Annotated in this window: 19 protein-coding genes; 14 read left to right on the plus strand and 5 right to left on the minus strand. The window is 60.4% G+C overall.

Annotated elements, in window-relative coordinates; genetic code table 11:
• Positions 1-222: 222 nt before the first annotated feature.
• The 3 genes from BFP96_RS15990 to BFP96_RS16000 all read right to left on the minus strand — a co-directional run bounded on the left by BFP96_RS15990 (position 223) and on the right by BFP96_RS16000 (position 3,862).
• A complete protein-coding gene (locus BFP96_RS15990) occupies positions 223-1,947 on the minus strand; it encodes an ABC transporter ATP-binding protein/permease (RefSeq protein ID WP_065936571.1) in 1,725 nt (574 codons plus the stop codon).
• A gap of 99 nt (positions 1,948-2,046) precedes the next feature.
• Positions 2,047-2,607: a response regulator transcription factor gene (locus tag BFP96_RS15995; RefSeq protein ID WP_003171731.1), complete on the minus strand. Its 561-nt coding sequence runs from the start codon at positions 2,605-2,607 to the stop codon at positions 2,047-2,049.
• On the minus strand, positions 2,600-3,862 hold the full coding sequence (locus tag BFP96_RS16000) for an ATP-binding protein (protein ID WP_065893639.1): 1,263 nt from the start codon (positions 3,860-3,862) through the stop codon (positions 2,600-2,602). The genes BFP96_RS15995 and BFP96_RS16000 overlap by 8 nt, the downstream gene beginning before the upstream one ends.
• Before the next feature lie 206 nt (positions 3,863-4,068).
• Here BFP96_RS16000 and BFP96_RS16005 point away from each other — a divergent pair, with 206 nt between their 5' ends.
• The 10 genes from BFP96_RS16005 (at position 4,069) to BFP96_RS16050 (ending at position 17,475) form a co-directional block, all read left to right on the plus strand.
• On the plus strand, positions 4,069-4,782 hold the full coding sequence (locus tag BFP96_RS16005; RefSeq protein WP_065893640.1) for an SIMPL domain-containing protein: 714 nt from the start codon (positions 4,069-4,071) through the stop codon (positions 4,780-4,782).
• Between the two features lie 91 nt (positions 4,783-4,873).
• Positions 4,874-6,475 (plus strand): ABC transporter substrate-binding protein, encoded by a 1,602-nt coding sequence (locus BFP96_RS16010; protein WP_065893641.1) that lies wholly within the window; start codon positions 4,874-4,876, stop codon positions 6,473-6,475.
• A gap of 258 nt (positions 6,476-6,733) precedes the next feature.
• Positions 6,734-8,362: an ABC transporter substrate-binding protein gene (locus BFP96_RS16015; RefSeq protein WP_065936572.1), complete on the plus strand. Its 1,629-nt coding sequence runs from the start codon at positions 6,734-6,736 to the stop codon at positions 8,360-8,362.
• Positions 8,363-8,665: 303 nt separating this feature from the next.
• Positions 8,666-10,270 carry an ABC transporter substrate-binding protein gene (locus BFP96_RS16020; protein ID WP_065883652.1) on the plus strand — a complete coding sequence of 535 codons (1,605 nt, stop codon included), beginning with the start codon at positions 8,666-8,668 and terminating at the stop codon, positions 10,268-10,270.
• 172 nt (positions 10,271-10,442) lie between these two features.
• Complete coding sequence (locus BFP96_RS16025) at positions 10,443-11,837, plus strand: OprD family outer membrane porin (RefSeq protein WP_065883650.1); 1,395 nt, start codon at positions 10,443-10,445, stop codon at positions 11,835-11,837.
• An 80-nt stretch (positions 11,838-11,917) separates the two neighbouring features.
• Positions 11,918-13,516: an ABC transporter substrate-binding protein gene (locus BFP96_RS16030; protein ID WP_065936573.1), complete on the plus strand. Its 1,599-nt coding sequence runs from the start codon at positions 11,918-11,920 to the stop codon at positions 13,514-13,516.
• A 76-nt stretch (positions 13,517-13,592) separates the two neighbouring features.
• Positions 13,593-14,603, plus strand: coding sequence for an ABC transporter permease subunit (locus BFP96_RS16035; RefSeq protein WP_003171721.1), 1,011 nt, complete (start codon positions 13,593-13,595; stop codon positions 14,601-14,603).
• Positions 14,604-14,613: 10 nt separating this feature from the next.
• Positions 14,614-15,525, plus strand: a complete 912-nt coding sequence (locus tag BFP96_RS16040; protein ID WP_065883645.1) for an ABC transporter permease subunit — start codon at positions 14,614-14,616, stop codon at positions 15,523-15,525.
• A 10-nt stretch (positions 15,526-15,535) separates the two neighbouring features.
• On the plus strand, positions 15,536-16,504 hold the full coding sequence (locus tag BFP96_RS16045; protein WP_065883643.1) for an ABC transporter ATP-binding protein: 969 nt from the start codon (positions 15,536-15,538) through the stop codon (positions 16,502-16,504).
• Positions 16,504-17,475, plus strand: a complete 972-nt coding sequence (locus BFP96_RS16050; RefSeq protein ID WP_065893643.1) for a peptide ABC transporter ATP-binding protein — start codon at positions 16,504-16,506, stop codon at positions 17,473-17,475. The genes BFP96_RS16045 and BFP96_RS16050 overlap by 1 nt, the downstream gene beginning before the upstream one ends.
• Positions 17,476-17,624: 149 nt before the next feature.
• Here BFP96_RS16050 and BFP96_RS16055 read toward each other — a convergent pair whose 3' ends face one another.
• The gene (locus BFP96_RS16055) at positions 17,625-17,870 is read right to left on the minus strand and encodes a hypothetical protein (protein WP_065883640.1); all 246 of its coding nucleotides are present in this window, start codon (positions 17,868-17,870) and stop codon (positions 17,625-17,627) included.
• 242 nt (positions 17,871-18,112) lie between these two features.
• Positions 18,113-19,696: a peptide chain release factor 3 gene (locus BFP96_RS16060; protein WP_065883636.1), complete on the minus strand. Its 1,584-nt coding sequence runs from the start codon at positions 19,694-19,696 to the stop codon at positions 18,113-18,115.
• A gap of 296 nt (positions 19,697-19,992) precedes the next feature.
• On the opposite strand from BFP96_RS16060, the gene BFP96_RS16065 reads away from it, so the two are divergent.
• The 4 genes from BFP96_RS16065 to BFP96_RS16080 are packed head-to-tail and all read left to right on the plus strand — an operon-like array spanning position 19,993 to position 23,478.
• Positions 19,993-20,745: an ABC transporter permease gene (locus BFP96_RS16065; RefSeq protein WP_370671691.1), complete on the plus strand. Its 753-nt coding sequence runs from the start codon at positions 19,993-19,995 to the stop codon at positions 20,743-20,745.
• Positions 20,746-20,764: 19 nt separating this feature from the next.
• Complete coding sequence (locus BFP96_RS16070) at positions 20,765-21,658, plus strand: glycine betaine ABC transporter substrate-binding protein (protein WP_065893644.1); 894 nt, start codon at positions 20,765-20,767, stop codon at positions 21,656-21,658.
• Between the two features lie 12 nt (positions 21,659-21,670).
• On the plus strand, positions 21,671-22,324 hold the full coding sequence (locus BFP96_RS16075) for an ABC transporter permease (RefSeq protein WP_057726112.1): 654 nt from the start codon (positions 21,671-21,673) through the stop codon (positions 22,322-22,324).
• A complete protein-coding gene (locus BFP96_RS16080; RefSeq protein WP_005784718.1) occupies positions 22,321-23,478 on the plus strand; it encodes an osmoprotectant ABC transporter ATP-binding protein OsmV in 1,158 nt (385 codons plus the stop codon). The genes BFP96_RS16075 and BFP96_RS16080 overlap by 4 nt, the downstream gene beginning before the upstream one ends.
• Positions 23,479-23,598 lie beyond the last annotated feature (120 nt).

Consider the following 23,598-nt stretch of genomic DNA (forward strand, 5'->3'; position numbering starts at 1 on the left):
AGCCGGAGAGAGGGCACACCGAGCCTAGGCGAGGTGCCGAGTGGTGGGGCAAGAGCGTTTTGCTTACTTTTGCGCTTTTCAAAAGTGAGCCGCCATCAGGGCGGAACCCTAAGTGGCCGTTACCACAGAAACGGATATGTACTCGGTCTGATCCAACACCCCAGTCGGCCCAAAGGCAGCCATCGGGGGCAAGCCCCCTCCCACACTTGACCCCACATGACCTTAGGCCGGTTGTTGTTCCTGCAACCGCCCACCCTCGATCCGCACATGCCTTTCATGGAAGCGCTTGAGACTGCTGCGGTGGCCGACGCTGACGATGCTCAACCCCGGCAGTTCATCGATCAGCGCCTGATACAACGTTGCCTCATCCTCCTCATCCATGGCCGAGGTCGCTTCGTCCATGTACAGCCACTGCGGCGCGAACAATAACGCACGGGCAAAGGCCAGGCGCTGTTGCTCGCCGGGCGAGAGCATGCGCTGCCAGTGGTTGGCTTCATCCAGGCGGCTGACCAGATGCGGCAGGCGGCAGGTTTCCAGGACCTGTGCATAACGCTCTGCCGGATAGACGCTGTCGTCCTGTGGATAACTCAACACGGCCTTGAGCGTGCCAATCGGTAAATACGGCTTCTGCGGCAGAAACAGATAGCGCGCCGCCGGCAGGCGAATGCTGCCATGGCCGGCCGGCCACAGATGTCCCATCGCCCGCAGCAAGGTGCTCTTGCCGCTGCCGGAACGCCCGCTGAGCATCACTCGCTGGCCAGGCTCCACGGTCATGTCGGCGTCGGTGAGCAAGTGACGGCCGTCGGCCAGGTCCATGCCCAGATTCTTGATCACCAGGTGTTCGCCTTCAGGGCGCACATCGATGGCCGGGGCACGCTGCTCGTTGTCGCTCATGGCCTGCTGGAAACTCAGCAGACGGTCACTGGTAGCGCGCCACGACGCCAGTTCCGAGTAGGCGTTGATAAACCAGCTGAAGTTCTCCTGCACATTGCCGAACGCCGAGTTGATTTGCATCAGTTCGCCCAGTTCGATCTTACCGGTGAAGTAGCGCGGCGCGGCGACGATAAACGGGAAGATAATCGCGATCTGGCTGTAGCCGGCGGTAAAGAAGGTCAGGCGCTTGGACACTTTCATGATGTCCCAGAAGTTGTGCCAGACCTTGCCGAAGCGCGTGCTCAGGCGTTGCTTTTCATTCGGTTCGCCGTTGTACAGCGCGATGCTTTCGGCATTTTCACGTACCCGTACCATGGAGAAACGCAAATCCGCTTCGAAGCGCTGTTGCTGGTTGCTCAAGCCGATCAGGCGACGCCCGATCAAGTGCGTCAGCCAACTGCCCACGGCGGCGTACAGCAGCGCGCACCAGAACATGTAGCCGGGAATGGTGAGGCCGAACACCTCGATGCTGCCCGACACGCCCCACAGGATGATCGAGAACGACACCAGGCTGACCACGTTGCGCAACAGCCCCAGGCCCAGGCTCAAGGTGCTGGAGGTGAACGTATTGAGGTCTTCGGAAATCCGCTGGTCCGGGTTATCGGTGTAGCCGCCCTGCTCCAGCTGGTAGTAGTTCTTGTGGGCGAGCCAGCGTGAGAAGTGCTGTTCGGTCAGCCAGGCACGCCAGCGGATGGTGAGCATCTGGGTCAGGTACAGGCGGTACACCGCGCCCAGGATCGCCACGGCCGCGATACCGCCGAAGTAAACGATCAATTGCCAGAAAGCAGCCGTGTCTTTCTTCTCAAGCGCGTTGTAGAAATCCTTGTACCAGTGGTTGATCCACACCGAGATCGCCACGCTGAACAGCGACAAAGCAATTACGGCGGCCAGCAGCAACCAGGCCCTGCCCTTCTCTTCACTGCGCCAATACGGCGTGATCATGGCCCAGGTTCGGCGGAAGAATTGCCCGCGCACCGCATCGTTGACCGCGGAATATTCAGCGTTCTGATTCATTGTTCAGGCTCGGTAGGAAAACATCACAGGCGTTTGAACCGATCATAGGTGATCGGTTCGTGCATCCGTGCAGCCTGAAGCGGGTTGTTCAGTCGCCGTTCAGCGTCGCACCGGGCGCTTCTGCAACTTACGCTGCAAGGTACGCCGGTGCATGCCCAACGCGCGAGCGGTGGCGGAGATATTGCCTTCGTGCTCGGTCAGTACACGCTGGATGTGCTCCCACTGCAGGCGGTCCACCGACATGGGGTTTTCCGGAACCAGGGTATCGAGGTCGGCGTGCTCGGACAGCAGCGCGGCGAGCACGTCATCGGCATCCGCCGGCTTGCACAGGTAGTTGCAGGCGCCACGCTTGATGGCTTCGACGGCAGTGGCGATGCTGGAATAGCCGGTGAGGATCACCACGCGCATTTCCGGGTCGAGCTCGAGCAGCTTGGGCAACAGCACCAGGCCCGAGTCGCCGTCCATTTTCAGGTCGAGCGCGGCGTAGTCCGGCAGGTCGGCCTGGGCGATGGTCAGGCCTTCTTCGGCCGAGCCTGCGGTGCTGACGCGAAAGCCGCGACGGCTCATGGCACGCGCCATCACGCGGGTAAAGGTGGCGTCATCATCTACCAGCAACAAATGCGGCAGTTCTTCGCCTTCGACTTGGATCTCGTCACTCATCGATATCTCCTCGTGCGACACGGGGCAGGCGCAGCTCGGTGAGCGTACCGCCTTCCTCATGACTATAGAGCTTCACTGAGCCGCCCGCGCGGGTCACGCTGGCCTTGCTCAAAAACAGGCCGAGGCCGAAACCTTTGCCCTTGGTGGTAAAAAACGGTTTGCCGATCTGCTCGGCAATGGCCAGCGGCACGCCCGCGCCGTGGTCACGAATGCTGATGGTGACGTTTTCCGCGTCCCAGTCCAACTGCACGCCCAGGCCTTCAGGGCAGGCGTCGGCGGCATTGTTCAACAGGTTGAGCAAGGCCTGGGTGAGGTCCGGCGGCGGCGCCATGCGCGGCACGCTGCCCTGGCCCAACAGGCTGAAACGGTAACTGGCTTCAGGGCGCATCAGGTGCCAGCGGTTCAGGGCTTCGTCGAGCCACTGGGTGACATCCTGCATCTCGACCGCCAGACGCCGATTGGCTTCGGCGGCGCGTACCAGTTGCTGCAGGGTCAACTTGCACTGCTTGACCTGTTCCTGCAGCACGCTGAGGTCATCCTGCAACGCCGGGTCGTGATGGTCCTGGGTCATCTCCTTGAGCAGCACGCTCATGGTCGCCAGCGGCGTGCCCAGCTCATGGGCGGCACCTGCCGCCTGCGTGGCGACTGCCAGCAATTGCTGGTCGCGCAGGCCTTCTTCACGGCGAATCGCGCGCAGCTCTTCCTGACGGCGCAACTCTTCGGCCATGCGCGCGGCAAAAAACGTGATAACGGCGGCGGACAAGGCAAAGCTCAGCCACATCCCGTAGATCTGCAGATTTTCCCGAGCGATCGGAAAGGTCTGCAGTGGATAGAACTGCGCCAGCAGCAGCGTGTACAGCGTCAGCGCGATGCCCGACAGCACCACCGAATAGCGCCACGGCAAGGTCACGGCGGCAATGGTCAGCGGCACCAGGTAATAAGACACAAACGGGTTGGTGGAACCGCCGGAGAAGTACAGCAACACACTGTGGATAAACAGGTCGCAGGCCAATTGCAGCGCGTATTCCAACTCGGTGACCGGCCAAGTGGTGCGCAAGCGGATGGCGGTAAACGCACACAGCACGCTGGAAAAGCCGAGGGTCACGGCCAGTTGCAGCCAGGGCAGCGGCAGCAGGTCGAACCAATAGGCGAGCCCGACGGAACCGGCCTGTGCGGCCAATACCAACGTGCGGATGAACGTCAGGCGCCAGAGGTTCTGGCGGGTGGCGGAAGTCAGTTTTACGGCGGCGAGCATGAGCTCTCCCGATGAGCGCTGCAGGCGGATCGGCACGAGTATAAACGAAGCAGACCCGCCGGCACGGCGCGTGTGGCTCTTTGACGCAGGCGGGGGCAGATGACCGTTCGTCGGCGCCGTCACAACATGTAGGGAATATGTAAACCCGAAGAACCCGGCGCCACCGTCTACAGTCATACCGAACACGACAATCCCAAGGAGCTTTCATGTCCCGTTTCATTCGCAGTGCCGCTGTCCTCACCCTCGGTGCCAGCGCCCTGGCCAGCCTGCCGGCCATGGCCGCCGATGAACTGCATTACAACCAGATCTCCCTGCGCGCCGAAGTCAGCCAGGAAGTGGCGCGCGACAAGATGATCGTGACCCTCTACACCGAATCGCAAAACGCCGACCCGGCCAAGCTTGCCGCTGAAATCACCACCACCATGAACACCGCCCTGGGCCAGGCGCGCGAAGTCAAGGCCGTGACCCTGCGCCAGGGCAGCCGCAACAGCTACCCGATCTACGACAGCAAAAACCAGAAAATCACCGGCTGGCGTGAACGCGCCGAACTGCGCCTGGAAAGCGCGGACTTCCCGGCGTTGTCCAAACTCACCGGCGAGCTGTTGAACACCCTGAAAATGGACAGCATGGACTTCGCCATCGCTGACAGCACGCGCAAGGCCAGCGAAGATGCGATGCTCAAAGACGCAGTGGCAGCGTTCAAGGCCCGTGCGCAACTGGCTACCGATGCACTCGGCGGCAAGGGTTACAAAATCGTCAACCTGAATTTCAACACCAACGGCTACCCGATGCCCTACGCGCGCGGCGCCATGATGATGAAGGCGGCGATGGCCGATTCGGCGCCCACGCCTGAAGTGGAAGCCGGCACCAGCCAGGTCAACATGAGCGCAGACGGCGTGATTGAAGTGCAGATGCAGTGACCCCTACCTGACAACCCTGAACGGCGGTAACCTCGGTGACCGCCGTTTTCATTTGCGCAGCTTTTACAGGGTTGCGATTTCAGGGGTCTCCATGGACAGAATTGCCTTCAAACCGCTCCTCCTTGCCGCAGGCCTCCTGGCCTTTATGCCGCTGGCTCACGCCTCCACCACCCTGGTCTACTGCTCCGAAGCCAGCCCCGCCGGCTTCGATCCCAGCCAATACACCAGCGGCACCGACTTTGACGCCTCCGCCGAAACCGTGTTCAACCGCCTCACCCAGTTCAAGCGTGGCGGCACCGAAGTCGAGCCCGGCCTCGCCACCCGCTGGGATGTGTCGGAAGACGGCCTCACCTACACCTTCCACTTACGTGATGGCGTCAAGTTTCACACCACCGACTTCTTCACCCCGACCCGCGACTTCAACGCCGATGATGTGGTGTTTACCTTCACCCGCCTGCTGGATGCCGAGAGCCCGTTTCGCAAGGCCTACCCTTCCGAATCGCCCTACTTCACCGACATGGGCCTGAACACCACGATCAAAAGCGTCGACAAACTCGACGACCACACCGTGCGCTTCAACCTGAACAACGTCGATGCCTCGTTCGTGCAGAACCTGGCCATGAGTTTCGCCTCGGTGCAATCGGCCGAGTACGCCGCCCAGCTCCTCAAGCAAGGCAAGGCCGAGGACATCAATCAGAAACCGGTGGGCACCGGACCGTTCGTGTTCAAGCGCTACCAGAAAGACGCGCAGATCCGCTACGTCGCCAATAAACAGTATTGGAAGCCCGAGGACGTGAAACTCGACAACCTGGTCTTCGCCATTACCCCGGACGCCGCCGCGCGCCTGCAGAAACTCAAGGCCGGCGAATGCCAGGTCAGCGGCTACCCGCGCCCTGCCGACATCGAGGTGATGAAGCAGGACCCCGACTTGCGCGTGCTGCAGCAGGCCGGCTTCAACCTGGGTTTCCTGGCCTACAACGTTACCCATCCGCCGCTGGACCAGCTCAAAGTGCGCCAGGCCCTGGATATGGCCATCGACAAGCCTGCAATCATCAAGGCGGTTTATCAAGGCGCCGGACAATTGGCGCAGAACGCACTGCCACCGGCGCAGTGGTCTTATGACCCGGCGATCAAGGATGCACCGTACGACCCGACCAAGGCCCGGGCGCTACTAAAAGAAGCAGGGGTTGCACCTGGTACCACCATCGATCTTTGGGCGATGACCGTGCAACGCGCCTCCAACCCGAACGCGCGCATGTCCGCACAAATGATCCAGCAGGACTGGGCCAAGGTCGGCATCAAGGCCAATATCGTCAGCTATGAGTGGGGCGAATACATCAAGCGCGCCAAAAATGGTGAACACGACGCGATGATTTATGGCTGGACCGGCGATAACGGCGACCCCGATAACTGGCTCGGCGTGCTCTACAGTTGTGCCGCAGTCAAGGGCAGCAACTACGCCAAATGGTGTAACCCGGCCTATGACAAGCTGGTGCAGCAGGCCAAGGTCAGCAACGACCGCGAACAGCGCATCAAGTGGTATCAACAGGCACAACAAATCCTTAAGGAACAAGTACCTATAACGCCTATTGCGAACTCGACGGTTTTCCAGCCAATGCGCAAGCAAGTGCGCGACTTCAAGATCAGCCCGTTCGGGCTGACACCGTTCTACGGTGTGAGTCTAGATAAGTAACAACAACGCCCCAATCGAGTGCACTAGACGCCTCGATTGGGCTTTTGCGGTGCGCCCGACGCACCGAAAAAAACCGCCAAACGGACACATTTATGTCGAAACTTTCATAAATGCGACATTCTTGTACGCCCGTCCCACTGTTTGGTGCTTGCAACCGTTCAACATCTTGCAATGGGTATGGCGCCTGCATAAGTATCCGCAGGCCGACTCACGAGGTCGCCCTCACCACCAAAAATGACAACAAATCATGAGGCCAACATGCTTAAACACGCAGTCCTTCCGTTATTAGTGAGCGCTGGCCTTATGGCCGCAGCCCCATTTGCCCATGCGGCAACTAACCTGGTGTTCTGCTCCGAAGGGAGCCCGGCCGGTTTTGACCCAGGCCAGTACACCACCGGAACAGACTTCGATGCCTCGGCCGAAACCATGTTCAACCGCCTGAGCCAGTTCGAACGCGGCGGCACCGCCGTGGTGCCTGGCCTCGCCACCAGCTGGGACGTGTCCCCGGACGGCCTGACGTATACCTTCCACCTGCGCGAAGGCGTCAAGTTCCACACCACCCCGTACTTCAAGCCGACTCGTGAATTCTCGGCCGACGACGTCCTGTTCACGTTCAACCGGATGATCAATAAAGACGATCCATTCCGTAAGGCCTACCCCACCGAGTTCCCGTACTTCACGGACATGGGGATGGACACCAACATCAAGAACATCGAGAAAATCGATGACCACACCGTCAAGTTCACCCTTGGCACCGTGGACGCCGCGTTCATTCAGAACATGGCAATGAGCTTCGCCTCGATCCAATCCGCCGAATACGCCGCGCAATTGTTGAAGGAAGGCAAACCTGCCGACATCAACCAGAAGCCGGTCGGCACCGGTCCGTTCGTGTTCAAGAGCTACCAGAAAGACTCGAACATTCGCTACACCGGCAACAAGGACTACTGGAAACCTGAAGACGTGAAGATCGATAACCTGATCTTCGCCATCACCACTGACCCGTCGGTGCGTATCCAGAAGCTCAAGAAAAACGAATGCCAGGTCACCCTGTTCCCGCGTCCGGCCGACCTCAAGGCGCTGGGTGAAGACAAGGACCTGAAACTGCCGCACCAGGCCGGTTTCAACCTGGGCTACGTGGCCTACAACGTGATGGACAAGGTCAAGGGCAGCGATCAGCCAAACCCGCTGGCAGACCTGCGCGTACGCCAGGCGCTGGACATGTCGGTGAACAAGCAGCAGATCATCGACTCGGTGTACCAGGGTGCCGGTCAATTGGCCGTCAACGCCATGCCGCCGACCCAATGGTCCTACGACACCACCATCAAGGACGCCGCCTACAATCCCGAGAAAGCCAAGGCGCTGCTCAAGGAAGCCGGCATCAAGGAAGGCACCGAGATCGTGCTGTGGGCCATGCCGGTTCAGCGTCCGTACAACCCGAACGCCAAACTGATGGCTGAGATGCTGCAGAACGACTGGTCCAAGATCGGCTTGAAGGTCAAGATCACCAGCTACGAGTGGGGCGAGTACATCAAGCGCTCCAAGGGCGGCGAGAACCAGGCCATGATCATTGGCTGGAGCGGCGACAATGGTGACCCGGACAACTGGCTGAACGTGCTGTTCGGCTGCGACTCGCTGTCGGGCAACAACTTCTCCAAGTGGTGCGACAAGAAATTCGACGGCATCGTGAAACAAGCCAAGGCCACATCGGATGTCGCCAAACGCACCGAGCTGTACAAGCAGGCGCAACATGTACTCAAAGACGCAGTTCCGATGACACCTATCGCGCACTCGACGGTGTATCAACCCATGCGCAACACCGTGCAGGACTTCAAGATCAGCCCGTTTGGCTTGAACTCCTTCTACGGCGTGAGCGTAAGCGGCAAGTAAGGATCAATAGCGGCGACGTTTCACAACGTCGCCGTTATTTCATCCGCCTAGATCGTAGGAAACAGACCACATTTTAAGCGCCGCCGTCCTACAGTAATGAACTGCGCTTCATGTCTCCGTTACCTACAAGGCCAGTCCGATTTGGCGCATTTACTGTGAAGTCCGCGACCCATAACGTCGTAGGACGGCAGAGGCCCCAATTTGAGAAAGGTACTCGCTGTGTGTGGGATCAGTGATGTCTCCCTGGCTGTGGCCAGTGGGACCGCTCGCTGTTGATAACTACAAACAAGGATCGGGATCGTCATGCGCCATACCACCGTTCTATCCGCACTGTTTGCCACCAGCCTTCTGGCCGTGGCCACAACGGCTGAAGCCGCCGACAAGAAGAGCCTGGTGTTCTGCTCCGAGGGCAGCCCGGCAGGCTTTGACACCGCGCAATACACCACCGCCACCGACAACGACGCTGCAGAGCCGTTGTACAACCGCCTGGTCGAGTTCGAAAAGGGTGCAACTGACGTCGTGCCCGGGCTGGCCACCAACTGGGATATTTCCGAAGACGGACTGACCTACACGTTTCACCTGCGTGAAGGGGTGAAGTTCCACAGCAACAAGGAGTTCAAGCCGACGCGCGACTTCAACGCCGACGACGTGCTGTTCACCTTCAACCGCATGCTTGACCCCGACCATCCGTTTCGCAAGGCCTACCCTACCGAGTTTCCCTACTTCAACGGGATGAGCCTGAACAAGAACATCGCCAAGGTCGAAAAAACCGACCCGCACACCGTGGTGATCACCTTGAACACGGTCGACGCCGCGTTCGTGCAAAACATCGCCATGAGTTTCGCCGCGATCCTCTCCGCCGAGTATGCCGAGCAGTTGCTCAAGGAAGGCAAACCCAGCGATATCAACCAGAAGCCGATCGGCACCGGCCCGTTTGTGTTCCAGCGTTACCAGAAAGACTCGCAGATTCGCTACGTGGCGAACAAACAGTACTGGGACCCGAGCCGGGTCAAGCTCGACCAACTGATCTTCGCCATCAACACCGACGCTTCGGTGCGCGTGCAGAAGCTCAAGGCCGGCGAATGCCAGATCACCCTGCACCCGCGCCCTGCCGATGTCGACGCGCTCAAGGCCGACCCGAACCTGCAACTGCTGACCAAGCCGGGCTTCAACCTCGGCTACATCGCCTACAACGTGCGCCACAAGCCGTTCGACCAGCTTGAAGTGCGCCAGGCGCTGGACATGGCGGTGAACAAGCAGAGCATCCTCAACGCCGTCTACCAGGGTGCGGGACAACTGGCCGTCAACGCCATGCCGCCGACCCAGTGGTCCTACGACGACAGCATCAAGGACGCCGCCTACAACCCGGAAAAAGCCAAGGAACTGCTCAAGGCCGCCGGCGTGAAGGAAGGCACCGAGATCACCCTCTGGGCGATGCCGGTACAACGTCCGTACAACCCCAACGCCAAGCTGATGGCTGAAATGCTGCAAAACGATTGGGCCAAGATCGGCCTGAAAGTGAAGATTGTCAGCTACGAATGGGGCGAATACATCAAGCGCACCAAGAACGGTGAGCATGATGTCAGCCTGATCGGCTGGACCGGCGACAACGGTGACCCGGACAACTGGCTGGGCACCCTCTACAGCTGCGACGCCATCGGCGGGAACAACTACTCCATGTGGTGTGACCCGGCGTACGACAAGCTGATCAAGCAAGCCAAGGTCGTCACCGACCGTGAACAAAGGACTGTTCTGTACAAACAGGCACAGCAACTGCTCAAGCAGCAGGTGCCGATCACGCCAGTCGCCCACTCGACGGTCAACCAGCCGTTAAGCGCCAAAGTCGAAGGCTTCAAAGTGAGCCCCTTCGGCCGCAACGTGTTCTCGGGCGTCAGTATCACCCCATAAGAAAAAATAACCGGATTGCGCAGGGCGATGTTGGCCCTGCGGCAAACGTGCAGGCTTTTGTTGGGAATTTTCCTACGCCAAACGTTTGCAATAGCTTGAACGAGTTACACACCCAATAGCCGGTTCACCTAAAAAGACCGGCATAAAAAAGAGAACCAAAGGAGCTTCACCCATGAAACTGAGCAGCAAAGCGCTTCTGGCCCTGGCCATCAGCAGCATCACGGCCACCGCCTACGCTGAAACCCAGAGCCAGGACTTCGTTCCTACCACTCTGGCCGGCACCAGCGCCCAAAGCGAGGCCAAGGGCTTCATCGAAGATTTCAGCCTGGGCGGCACCACGCGTAACTGGTACTCCCATGAAAGCAAATACCGTGGGGGCACCTTCTCGTACCAGAAGCATGGTGAAACCCGTACCGACCGCAACCGTACCAACTGGGTGCAGGGCACCATCCTCAACGCCAGCTCGGGTTTCACCCAGGGCACTGTCGGCGTCAAGACCGAAGTGGCGGTGTACAACGCGCTGGTCCTGGACCGCAGCAAGCGTGATATCAAGGGCGGCTCCAACCGCACCCTGGCCGACTCCAACGGTGATGCCGTCGACCAATGGAGCAAACTGGGCCTGGCCAACGTGCAGTTCCGCGTGTCCAACACCACGCTGACCGCCGGTCGCCAGAACTTCAGCAGCGGCATCGTCGACACCATCGGCAACCGTGCGCTGCCTTCAAGCTTCCAGGGTGTGAGCTTCAACAGCGCAGAGTTCAGCAACCTGTCGTTCCAGGGCGGTATTTTCGATCGCGTTTCCCCGCGTACCGAACAGAGCCTGTCGAAATTCCGCAGCGAATACGGCAATGGTGCGGAAACCGACAAGGTCTCCACCCTGGGTGTGAACTACCAGCCGCTGAAAAGCCTGAAGACCAGCTTCTTCGCCGCCAACGTGAAGGACTTCTGGAACCAGTACTACTTCGGCGCGACCCACGAACTGGGCGACGCTCAGCAACTGGGCCTGACCACCGGCTTCAACTACTACAAGACGGTCGATGAAGGCAAAAAAGAGATGGGGGAAATCGACAACGATACCTTCTCCCTGTCCCTTGGCCTGACTCACCAGGCCCACAGCCTGACCTTCGGCTACCAGCAAGTGAACGGTAACGAGTACTTCGACTACCTGCACGAAACCAACGGCATCTACCTGGCCAACTCCCTGACGTCCGACTTCAACGGCCCGAACGAGAAATCGTTCCAGATCGCCTACGCCATCAACATGGCCGAATACGGCGTGCCAGGCCTGAAGTTCAACGCCTACTCGGCCCGCGGCTGGGGCATCGACGGTACCCACTACACCGGCAACAATGGTCGCGCCAAGTTCGCCTACGACGGTATCCAGTCCCAGGACGGCGAGAAGCACCAGGAATACGGTGTAGGCGCCTCTTACGCCCTGCAGAGCGGCCCGCTCAAAGCCACTACCGTGCGCGCAACCTACGTTGAGCACCGTGGCAGCGAGTTCCAGTCCGACGGCAGCATCAAAGAGTTCCGTCTGGTCACCACCATCCCGTTCAACATTCTTTAATTAGCGCCAGGTAAGCGGCGGGCTCAGGACGAGCCCGCCGTCTTCGCGTTTCTGGCTCCATCGATTGCAGAGGGCTCTGAATGAAAATGCTCCCGTTACAAGCTGCCATGGCCGCTGCGCTGTTGAGCGTGGCGATCGGCGTTTCGGCCAAACCGCTGGTGGTCTGCACCGAAGCCAGCCCGGAAGGTTTTGACCCGGTCCTGTACACCACCGCCGTGACCGCTGACGCCGCAGCCGAAACCATGTTCAACCGCCTGGTGGACTTCAAGCCCGGCACCACTGAAGTGGTCCCGGCGCTGGCCAAGGACCTGCCGGAAATCAGCGCCGATGGCCTGACCTACACGTTCCACCTGCGTGACGATATCAAGTTCCACACCACCGACTATTTCAAACCCACGCGCAACCTGAACGCCGACGACGTGCTTTGGAGCTTCCAGCGCCAGCTGGACCCGAATCACCCGTGGCATAACAAGTCGCTCGTAGGCTACCCGTACTTCGAAAGCATGGGCTTCAAGGAACTGCTCAAGAGCGTAGAGAAGACCGATGATCACACCGTCGTTTTTACCCTGACCCGTCCTGAAGCACCGTTCCTGGCCGACCTGGGCATGGCATTCTCTTCAATCCACTCCAAGGAATACGCCGACCAGCTGCTCAAGTCCGGCAAGACCGATGACCTCAACGCCAAGCCCATCGGCACTGGCCCGTTCATCTTCATCCGTTATCAAAAAGATGCCCAGGCGCGCTTCAAGGCCAACCCTGAGTACTTTCGCGGCAAACCGGCAGTTGATCCGTTGATCCTGGCGATCAGCACCGATAACAACGTGCGCCTGCAGAAGCTCAAGGCCAATGAATGTCAGATCGCGTTGTTCCCCAAGCCGGATGACATTCCAAGCATCAAGAAAGACCCGAACCTGAAAGTCGACGAACTGGCGGCGATGACCACCAGTTACACCGCGATGAACACCACCCACAAATACATGAGCGATGCCCGGGTACGCCACGCGATCAACATCGCGTTCGACAAGGCAGGCTACACCGAAGCCCTGTTCGGCAAAGGCAATGCGGTAGTAGGCACCGGCCCTTATCCACCGACCTTGCTGGGTTTCAACGAAAAACTGAAAAACCCGCCGCGTGACCTGGACAAGGCCCGCGCCCTGCTCAAGGAAGCCGGCGTACCGGAAGGCACCGAATTCACCCTGTTCACCCGCAACGGCGGCGGCCCGACCAACCCCAATCCAATGCTCGGCGCCCAGCGCATGCAGGCGGATCTGGCGCAGATTGGCCTGAAGGTCAATATCAAAGTCATGGAATGGGGCGAAATGCTCAAGCGCGCTAAAAACGGCGAGCACGACATGGTTTCGGCTGGCTGGGTCGGCGATAACGGTGACCCGGACAACTTCCTCACACCCAACCTGAGTTGCGATGCGGCGAAAAACGGCGAAAACTACGCACGCTGGTGTAACAAAGAGTTTCAGGACTTGATCGACAAGGCCCGTGCAGAAAAGGAACCGGCCTCACGGGCTGCGCTCTATGAACAAGCACAGGATGTTTTCGAGAAGGACCAGCCATGGCTTCCCATGGCTTATCCGAAACTGTTCACCGCCATGCGCAAGAACGTAGAAGGCTTCACCCAAAGCCCTCTGGGTACAAATAACTTCGCCACCACCCAGGTGAAGTAAATAAGAAAAACGCTCGGCGCCGTCGACCCTGACGGCGCCGAACCTGCCTAACCGGCTGATTGAGGTATACACCAAGATGTTTAGTTTTATTGCCCGCCGACTGGGGTTATTGATCCCCACGTTCTTCGGCATCACGTTGCTGACCTTTGCGTTGATTCGCATGATTCCAGGCGACCCCGTAGAAGTCATGATGGGCGAGCGTCGGGTTGACCCCGAAATGCATGCCCAGGCAATGGAACGCCTTGGCTTGAACAAGCCGTTGTATGCGCAATACCTGGACTATGTGGGCAAACTTGCCCAGGGCGACCTTGGCGAATCCCTGCGCACCCGCACCAGCGTGTGGACCGAGTTCACCGCACTCTTTCCGGCGACCCTGGAACTGTCCATGGCCGCCCTGTTGTTCGCCGGTATCCTGGGCCTGCTGGCCGGGGTGATCGCGGCACTCAAGCGAGGATCGCTGTTCGACCACGGGGTGATGGGCATTTCCCTGGCGGGCTATTCGATGCCGATCTTCTGGTGGGGCCTGATCCTGATCATGTTCTTCTCGGTGAGCCTGGGCTGGACCCCGGTTTCCGGGCGTATCGACCTGCTCTACGACATCGAGCCGCGCACCGGCTTCATGCTCATCGACACGCTGCTGGCCGACGAGCCGGACGCGTTCTGGGACGCCTTGCACCACTTGATCCTGCCGGCCATCGTGCTGGGCACCATCCCGCTGGCGGTGATCGCGCGCATGACCCGCTCGTCGATGCTCGAAGTGCTGCGTGAGGACTACATCCGCACCGCCAAGGCCAAGGGCCTGTCGCCGGCGCGTGTGGTGTTCGTGCACGGCCTGCGCAACGCACTGATCCCGGTGCTGACCGTGGTCGGCCTGCAAGTCGGCACGCTGCTGGCCGGTGCGGTACTGACCGAAACCATCTTCTCGTGGCCCGGCATCGGCAAATGGCTGATCGAAGCCATTGGCGCGCGGGACTACCCGGTGGTGCAGAACGGCATTCTGCTGATCGCCTGCCTGGTGATCCTGGTGAACTTCGTGGTGGATATCCTCTACGGCTTCGCCAACCCACGCATCCGTCACCAGCGCTGAGATCATGACCATGACTACCTCTACTCCAGTGTCAGCAGTCGATCAGAGCCTGCTGTACCCGTCCCCGTACAAAGAATTCTGGCAAGCCTTCTCCAAGAACAAAGGCGCGGTTGCCGGCCTGCTGTTCATGCTGCTGATCGTGTTCTGTGCAATCTTCGCGCCGTGGGTTGCACCGCATAACCCGAGCGAGCAATACCGCGACTTCCTGCTCACCCCGCCTGCGTGGCTGGAAGGCGGGCAGATGCAGTTTCTGCTCGGCACCGACGAACTGGGCCGCGACCTGCTCTCGCGCCTGATCCAGGGTTCGCGCCTGTCGCTGCTGATCGGCTTGTCGTCGGTGGTGATGTCGCTGATCCCGGGCATCCTGCTGGGCCTGTTCGCGGGGTTCTTCCCGCGCCTGCTCGGCCCGACCATCATGCGTTTGATGGACATCATGCTGGCCCTGCCCTCGCTGCTGCTGGCGGTGGCGATTGTCGCCATCCTCGGCCCTGGCCTGATCAACACCGTGATCGCGATCGCCATCGTGTCGCTGCCGTCCTACGTGCGCCTGACCCGCGCTGCGGTGATGGGCGAGCTGAACCGCGACTACGTGACCGCCGCGCGCCTGGCCGGTGCCGGCCTGCCACGCCTGATGTTCGTCACCGTGCTGCCCAACTGCATGGCGCCGCTGATCGTACAGGCGACCCTGAGCTTTTCCTCGGCGATTCTCGATGCCGCGGCCCTGGGCTTCCTTGGCCTTGGCGTACAACCGCCAACGCCTGAGTGGGGCACCATGCTGGCTTCGGCCCGTGACTACATCGAACGCGCCTGGTGGGTAGTGAGCTTGCCTGGCTTGACCATTTTGCTCAGCGTGCTGGCAATCAACTTGATGGGTGACGGCCTGCGCGACGCGCTGGACCCGAAACTCAAGAACGCCGCCTGAGGAGATTCCCATGTCACTGTTAGAAATCAAGAATCTCAACGTGCGCTTCGGCGACAAGACCGCCGTACCGGTGGTCGATGGCCTCGACATTACCGTCGACAAGGGCGAAGTCCTGGCAATCGTTGGCGAGTCGGGCTCGGGTAAATCCGTGACCATGATGGCGCTGATGGGCCTGATCGAGCATCCCGGCATCGTTACCGCCGACGCGCTGAACTTCGACGGCAAGGACATGCTCAAGCTGAGCAACCGCCAGCGCCGCCAGATCGTCGGCAAAGACCTGGCGATGGTGTTCCAGGACCCGATGACCGCGCTGAACCCCAGCTACACCGTGGGTTTCCAGATTGAAGAAGTGCTGCGCCTGCACCTGAAAATGTCCGGCCGGCAAGCGCGCAAGCGGGCCATCGAACTGCTGGAAAAAGTTGAAATCCCGGGCGCCGCCAGCCGTATGGATGCCTACCCGCACCAACTGTCCGGCGGTATGAGCCAGCGTGTGGCCATCGCCATGGCGATTGCCGGCGAACCGAAACTGCTGATCGCCGACGAACCGACCACCGCCCTGGACGTGACCATCCAGGCGCAGATCATGGACCTGCTGCTGGCCCTGCAGAAAGAACAGAACATGGGCCTGGTGCTGATCACCCACGACCTTGCGGTGGTGGCTGAAACCGCCCAGCGCGTGTGCGTGATGTACGCAGGCCAGGCCGTGGAAGTCGGCCAGGTGCCGCAACTGTTCGACATCCCGGCGCACCCGTACAGCGAAGCGCTGCTCAAGGCGATTCCGGAACACAGCCTGGGCGCCACGCGGCTGGCCACGCTGCCCGGCATCGTGCCGGGCCGCTATGACCGCCCGCAGGGTTGCCTGCTGTCGCCGCGTTGCCCGTACGTGCAGGAAAACTGCCGCACCCAGCGCCCGAGCCTTGATCCGAAAACCAACAGCCTTGCACGCTGCTTCTACCCCTTGAACCAGGAGGTGGCGTAATGGCCGTCGTTCTTACCGCCCGCGACCTGACCCGTCACTACGAAGTGTCCCGTGGCCTGTTCAAGGGCCACGCCACGGTGCGTGCCCTTAACGGTGTGTCCTTCGAACTCGAAGCCGGCAAGACCCTCGCCGTGGTAGGCGAGTCGGGTTGCGGCAAGTCCACCCTGGCCCGCGCCCTCACGCTGATCGAGGAGCCGTCTTCGGGCTCGCTTAAAATCGCCGGCCAGGAAGTGGCCGGTGCCGACAAGGCCCAGCGCAAGCAGTTGCGCAAAGACGTGCAGATGGTGTTCCAGAGCCCATACGCCTCGTTGAACCCACGCCAGAAGGTTGGCGATCAGCTCGGCGAGCCGCTGCTGATCAACACCAACCTGTCCGCCGCCGAACGCCGCGAAAAAGTGCAGGCGATGATGAAGCAAGTGGGCCTGCGCCCCGAGCATTATCAGCGCTACCCGCACATGTTCTCCGGTGGCCAGCGCCAGCGTATCGCCCTGGCCCGGGCGATGATGCTGCAACCCAAAGTGCTGGTGGCGGACGAACCGACCTCGGCGCTGGACGTGTCGATCCAGGCCCAGGTGCTCAACCTGTTCATGGATTTGCAGCAGGAATTCAACACCGCCTACGTGTTCATCTCCCACAACCTGGCGGTGGTGCAACACGTCGCCGACGACGTGATGGTGATGTACCTCGGCCGCCCGGTGGAAGTGGGCCCCAAGGAAGACATCTACGCCCGTCCGCTGCACCCGTACACCCAGGCGCTGCTGTCGGCCACCCCGACCATTCACCCGGACCCGAGCAAGCCGAAAATCAAGATCGTCGGCGAACTGCCCAATCCGCTGAACCCACCGCCTGGCTGCGCGTTCCACAAGCGCTGCCCGTATGCGACAGCGCGCTGCAGCACAGAGGAGCCGCTGTTGCGGCCGTTGGATAATCGCCAGGTGGCTTGCCACTATGCGGAGCAGTTCGTCGCCTGAGCGATCGGGACGCAGAGCGTCCCAGGCGGCATTCCCACGCGGAGCGTGGGAACGATCAGTGATGCGGCGTCAGTGAGTTCTACAGCCCTTCCCGTCAGGTTGCGCATCAGCCTGGCGGGAGGGGCTTCTTTTTGGGTTGGCGCCGCGTCTCAGGTTTCGCCGTCATCAAAGGTCACACTGTCTTCGCCTTCGTTGATCGGGTTTTCCGGATCTTTAACGTCTGTGGGCTGGGGCTGCGGTTTCCAGCTGCCGGAATTGACCTCGTTGGCCTTTCTCTTGGTGACAGGGCCGGTGTCCTTCCATTGGGGCGTGCCATCGACGGCCAGTGCCGGGAGCGTCGTCAGCCCCGGGCCTGCCAGTAGCATCAGACAAATAGCGTATCGAACATTTCGCACGGAGGTCTCCTTCGCAGTCAATGTGTGAACGCTAGACCCGATGCAGGGTTCTCGCCAATCTCCAGCCTTATAGAGGGCAAAATGTGGGAGGGGGCTTGCCCCCGATAGCAGTGGGTCAGGACATTACATGTCACTGATAAACCGCCATCGGGGGCAAGCCCCCTCCCACATTTGATTGTATTTCACAGCCAAAAAAAGGGCGAAGCCATGACAGCTTCGCCCTTCTGTGTACCGCACAGACCTTAATGGTGTTCGCGGGTCGCCCGGAACTTCACATCCGGCCAACGCTCTTCCATCAGCGCAAGGTTGACCCGCGTCGGGGCCAGGTAGGTCAGGTGACCACCGCCATCCACCGCCAGGTTTTCCACGGCCTTGTTGGAGAACTCTTCCAGTTTTTTCTTATCGCTGCACTCGATCCAGCGCGCCGAATACACGGTGATCGGCTCGTAGGAGCATTCCACCTTGTATTCCTCTTTCAAGCGGCTGGCGACCACATCGAACTGCAGCACACCGACGGCACCAAGGATGATGTCGTTGCTGCGCTCGGGGAAGAACACCTGGGTGGCGCCTTCTTCAGCCAATTGCTGCAAGCCCTGGCGCAGTTGCTTGGATTTCAGCGGGTCGCGCAGGCGTACGCGGCGGAACAGTTCCGGTGCGAAGTGCGGGATACCGGTGAAGCCCAGCGCTTCGCCTTCGGTGAAGGTGTCGCCGATCTGGATGGTGCCGTGGTTGTGCAGGCCGATGATGTCGCCGGCGTAGGCTTCTTCGAGCTGTTCACGCTCGGAGGAGAAGAACGTCAGCGCGTCGCCGATGCGTACGTCCTTGCCGGTGCGCACATGGCGCATCTTCATGCCCTTTTCGTAGCGGCCGGAGCAGATACGCATGAAGGCGATACGGTCGCGGTGCTTGGGGTCCATGTTCGCCTGGATCTTGAACACGAAGCCGGTGAATTTCTCTTCGACCGGTTCCACGGTGCGTTCGTTGGCGACCCGGGCCAGAGGCTTGGGTGCCCAATTCACCACGGCGTCGAGCACGTGGTCGACACCGAAGTTGCCCAGGGCAGTGCCGAAGAACACCGGGGTCAACTGACCGTCGAGGAATTCCTGCTGGTTGAACTCGTGGCAGGCGCCCTGCACCAGTTCCAGCTGGTCGACAAAACGGTCGTACTCGTCGCCCAGGTGGGCGCGGGCTTCGTCGGAGTCGAGCTTTTCGATGATTTTCACATCGGTGCGCTCATGCCCGTGGCCGGCGGTGTAGACGATGATGTAGTCATCGGCCAGGTGATACACGCCTTTGAAATCGCGGTAGCAACCAATCGGCCAGGTGATCGGCGCGGCCTTGATCTTCAGGACGGCTTCGATTTCATCCAGCAGCTCGATGGGATCGCGGATATCGCGGTCGAGTTTGTTGATGAAGCTGACAATCGGTGTGTCGCGCAGACGGCAAACGTCCATCAGCGCAATGGTGCGCGGCTCGACGCCCTTACCGCCGTCGAGGACCATCAATGCCGAGTCCACCGCAGTAAGGGTGCGGTAGGTGTCTTCGGAGAAGTCTTCGTGGCCCGGGGTGTCGAGCAGGTTGACCATGTGGTCGCGATACGGGAACTGCATGACCGACGTGGTAATGGAAATACCCCGTTGCTTTTCCATTTCCATCCAGTCGGATGTCGCATGGCGGTCGGATTTACGCGATTTCACCGTGCCGGCCACCGCGATTGCCTTGCCCATCAGCAGCAGCTTTTCGGTGATGGTGGTTTTACCGGCATCGGGGTGGGAAATAATGGCGAAAGTGCGGCGTTTCGCGACTTCGGCGGCCTGGTGGGTCATGGGAAATCGCCTGGCAGGTGAGTCAAAAAAGGGCGGCGAGTATAGCGCAAACGCGAGGGTCCGGACCACCGTTGAGCCCATTGGGGGTGGCTAAATGCTCCCAAGTGTGGAACCTTTTAAAAGGTAGAGACGTCCACTCCCCTGCTTACGCACTCGGAACAGGGGCTGGAAAATCAGCAAGTTAGCCTGACGAGGCTGCGCTTATGGCTCGAACTCATGCCGCTTTTGACGGCATTGGCGAGCTGCATTTCGCGATCACATTTCGCTGACAGCCAGCAATGGCTTGCCACGCGGGAATGTGTTCGTCGACAGAAGAAAAAAGGAGTCCGCCTGTGGCTATTCGCTATGGCAAAGGGCTTATGGGAGCAGCGGTTGTCGTCGCGCTCCTGGCCCTGCTGGTCCACTGGATCGGCATCAACACGATCGAACTGTACCGCGACGATTTATTGTTTTACCTGCAAGCTCATTTGATTCTCGTCCTGGTCTCCATGCTGGCCGCCCTGATTGTGGGGATACCCGCCGGTATCCTGCTCAGTCGACCGAACATGGTCGGGCGCGCAGAACGTTTCATGCAGATTTTCAACATCGGCAACACCGTCCCTCCCCTGGCCGTACTGGCCATCGCCCTCGGCGTCCTCGGCATCGGCAGCGGCCCGGCCATCTTCGCGTTGTTTCTCGCCTCTCTCCTGCCCATCGTGCGTAACACCTACGAAGGCCTGAAGAATGTTCAGGGCTCCCTGAAGGAAGCCGCCACCGGCATCGGCATGACCCCGCGCCAGGTGCTGTTTCGCGTGGAATTGCCCAACGCCGTGCCGATCATCATCGGTGGCGTGCGGGTGGCCCTGGCGATCAACGTCGGCACCGCGCCACTGGCGTTCCTGATCGGTGCCAACAGCCTGGGCAGCCTGATCTTCCCGGGCATCGCCCTGAACAACCAGCCGCAACTGCTGCTCGGCGCCGCCTGCACCGCGCTGCTCGCATTGCTGCTTGATGGCCTGGTGACCATGGCCAGCCGCCTCTGGCTGGAACGCGGGCTGCGCCCGTCTTAACGCCAGGTAAGGAATCGAGATGAAAAAACTAAGCTTGATATTAGGCTGCTTCCTGCTGCTTGCAGGTATTGCGCAAGCCGCTGAAAAACCGGTGATTCGCATCGGCGCCCGGGTGTTCACCGAACAGACCCTGCTGGCCGAAATCACTTCCCAGTACCTGCGCAGCAAGGGCTACGACGCCCGCGTGACCGGCGGCCTGGGCAGCAACCTGGCGAGAAGCGCCCAGGAAAGCGGGCAACTGGATCTGATCTGGGAATACACCGGCGTGTCGCTGGTGGCCTACAACCATATCGACGAGAAGCTCGACAGCGAACAGTCCTACGCGCGGGTAAAGGAACTCGACGCGAAAAAGGGCCTGGTCTGGCTGTCGCCGTCGCGCTTCAGCAACACCTACGCCCTGGCGTTGCCCGAGAAAGTGGCTCAGGAACACCCCGAGATCAACAGCATCAGCGATCTCACCAAAGCCATGGCCGAAGACGCCAAGGATCACCGCCTGGTCGCCCTGGACACCGAGTTCGCCAACCGCTCCGACGGCCTGGCAGGCATGGTCAAGCTGTACGACATGAACCTGACGCGCAAGAACACTCGGCAGATGGACGCAGGCCTGGTCTACACCGCGTTGCGTAATGGCCAAGTGTTTGCCGGCCTGGTCTACACCACCGACGGTCGCCTGAACGCGTTCAAGTTGAAGCTGCTCGAGGACGACAAGCACTACTTCCCGGACTACACCGCCGCCCCGGTGATCCGCCAGGACTACCTCGACAAGCACCCGCAACTGGCCGCCGAGCTCAAGCCTTTGGCCACGCTGTTCGACGACCAAACCATGCGCCAGCTCAATGCGCGAGTCGACGTCGACCATGAAAGCCCGTCCGCCGTTGCCGCCGATTTCCTGCGCCAACATCCAATCAACTAACGAGGAGAAGACATGGAATTTTTGAACGCCTTTTCCCATCTTGATTGGGCCCAGGTCCTGCACCTGACCTGGCAGCACATCACCCTGGTCGGTATCGCTGTGATTCTCGCGATTGTCGTCGGTGTGCCCCTGGGCGTGCTGATGACCCGCTACCCGACCCTCGCGGGCCCCTTGCAAGCCAGCGCCACGGTATTGCTCACGGTGCCCTCCATCGCCCTGTTCGGCCTGCTGCTGCCGTTCTACTCCAAGTTCGGCCAGGGCCTGGGGCCGATGCCGGCGATTACCGCCGTGTTCCTCTACTCCCTGTTGCCGATCATGCGTAACACCTACCTGGCGCTCACCGGTGTCGAGCCGGGCATCCGCGAGGCCGCCAAAGGCATCGGCATGACCTTCGGCCAGCGCCTGCGCATGGTCGAACTGCCGATTGCCGTGCCGGTGATCCTCGCCGGTGTGCGCACCGCCGTGGTGATGAACATCGGCGTGATGACCATCGCCGCCACCATCGGCGCCGGTGGCCTGGGTGTACTTATTCTGGCTTCCATCAGCCGCAGCGACATGTCGATGCTGATTGTCGGCGCCGTGCTGGTCAGTCTCCTGGCCATCTTCGCCGACCTGCTTCTGCAATGGCTGCAACGCTCGCTGACTCCAAAAGGATTGCTCAAATGATCGAACTTCAAAACCTGTCCAAGACTTTTCAAAGCAACGGCAAGACTGTCACCGCCGTCAACGATGTAAGCCTGACCGTCAACGAAGGCGAAATTTGCGTATTCCTCGGCCCGTCGGGCTGCGGCAAGAGTACGACGCTGAAGATGATCAACCGTCTGATCAAGCCTTCTTCGGGCAAGATCCTGATCAACGGCGAAGACACCACCGACCTGGACGAAGTGACCCTGCGTCGCAACATCGGCTATGTGATCCAGCAGATCGGCCTGTTCCCGAACATGACCATCGAAGAAAATATCGTGGTGGTGCCCAAGCTGCTCGGCTGGGACAAGCAGAAATGCCACGACCGCGCCCGCGAACTGATGAGCATGATCAAGCTCGAACCCAAGCAGTACCTGCACCGCTACCCGCGTGAATTGTCGGGTGGCCAGCAGCAGCGCATCGGCGTGATTCGAGCCCTGGCGGCCGATGCGCCGTTGCTGCTGATGGATGAACCGTTCGGCGCGGTCGACCCGATCAACCGCGAGATGATCCAGAACGAGTTCTTCGAAATGCAGCGTGCGCTGAACAAGACCGTGATCATGGTCAGCCACGACATCGACGAGGCCATCAAGCTGGGCGACAAGATTGCGATCTTCCGGGCCGGCAAGCTGCTGCAGATCGACCATCCCGATACGCTGCTGGCGCACCCGGCGGACGAGTTCGTCAGCAACTTCGTCGGCCAGGACAGTACCCTCAAGCGCCTGTTGCTGGTCAAGGCCGAAGACGCGGCGGACAACGCGCCGTCGGTGAGCCCGGAAACTCCGGTGGCCGATGCGCTGGAACTGATGGACGAGCACGACCGCCGCTATGTGGTGGTCACCTGCGCCGAGAACAAGGCGCTGGGCTATGTACGCCGTCGCGACCTGCACCGCCAGACCGGTACCTGCGGCCAATACCTGCGCGAGTTCAACGCCACGGCGGCGTATGACGAGCATTTGCGCATCCTGCTCTCGCGCATGTACGAGTTCAACCGTTCATGGTTGCCGGTGATGGATGCCGAGCGGGTGTTCCTGGGCGAGGTGACCCAGGAGTCGATTGCCGAGTACCTGAGTTCCGGCAAGTCCCGTGGCGGCAAGACCAGTATCGTCTCGCCGGCCGAGACCGCCCTGGCCTGACCTGACCTGACACCCTGGGGGGCAAATGTGGGAGGGGGCTTGCCCCCGATGGCGGCCTCTGGGCCGACCAGGATGTTGGATCAGATCGAGTACATATCCGTTTCTGCGGTCACGGCCACT

The organism is Pseudomonas sp. 34 E 7 (assembly GCF_900005715.1).
Classification (GTDB): Bacteria; Pseudomonadota; Gammaproteobacteria; order Pseudomonadales; family Pseudomonadaceae; genus Aquipseudomonas; species Aquipseudomonas orientalis_A.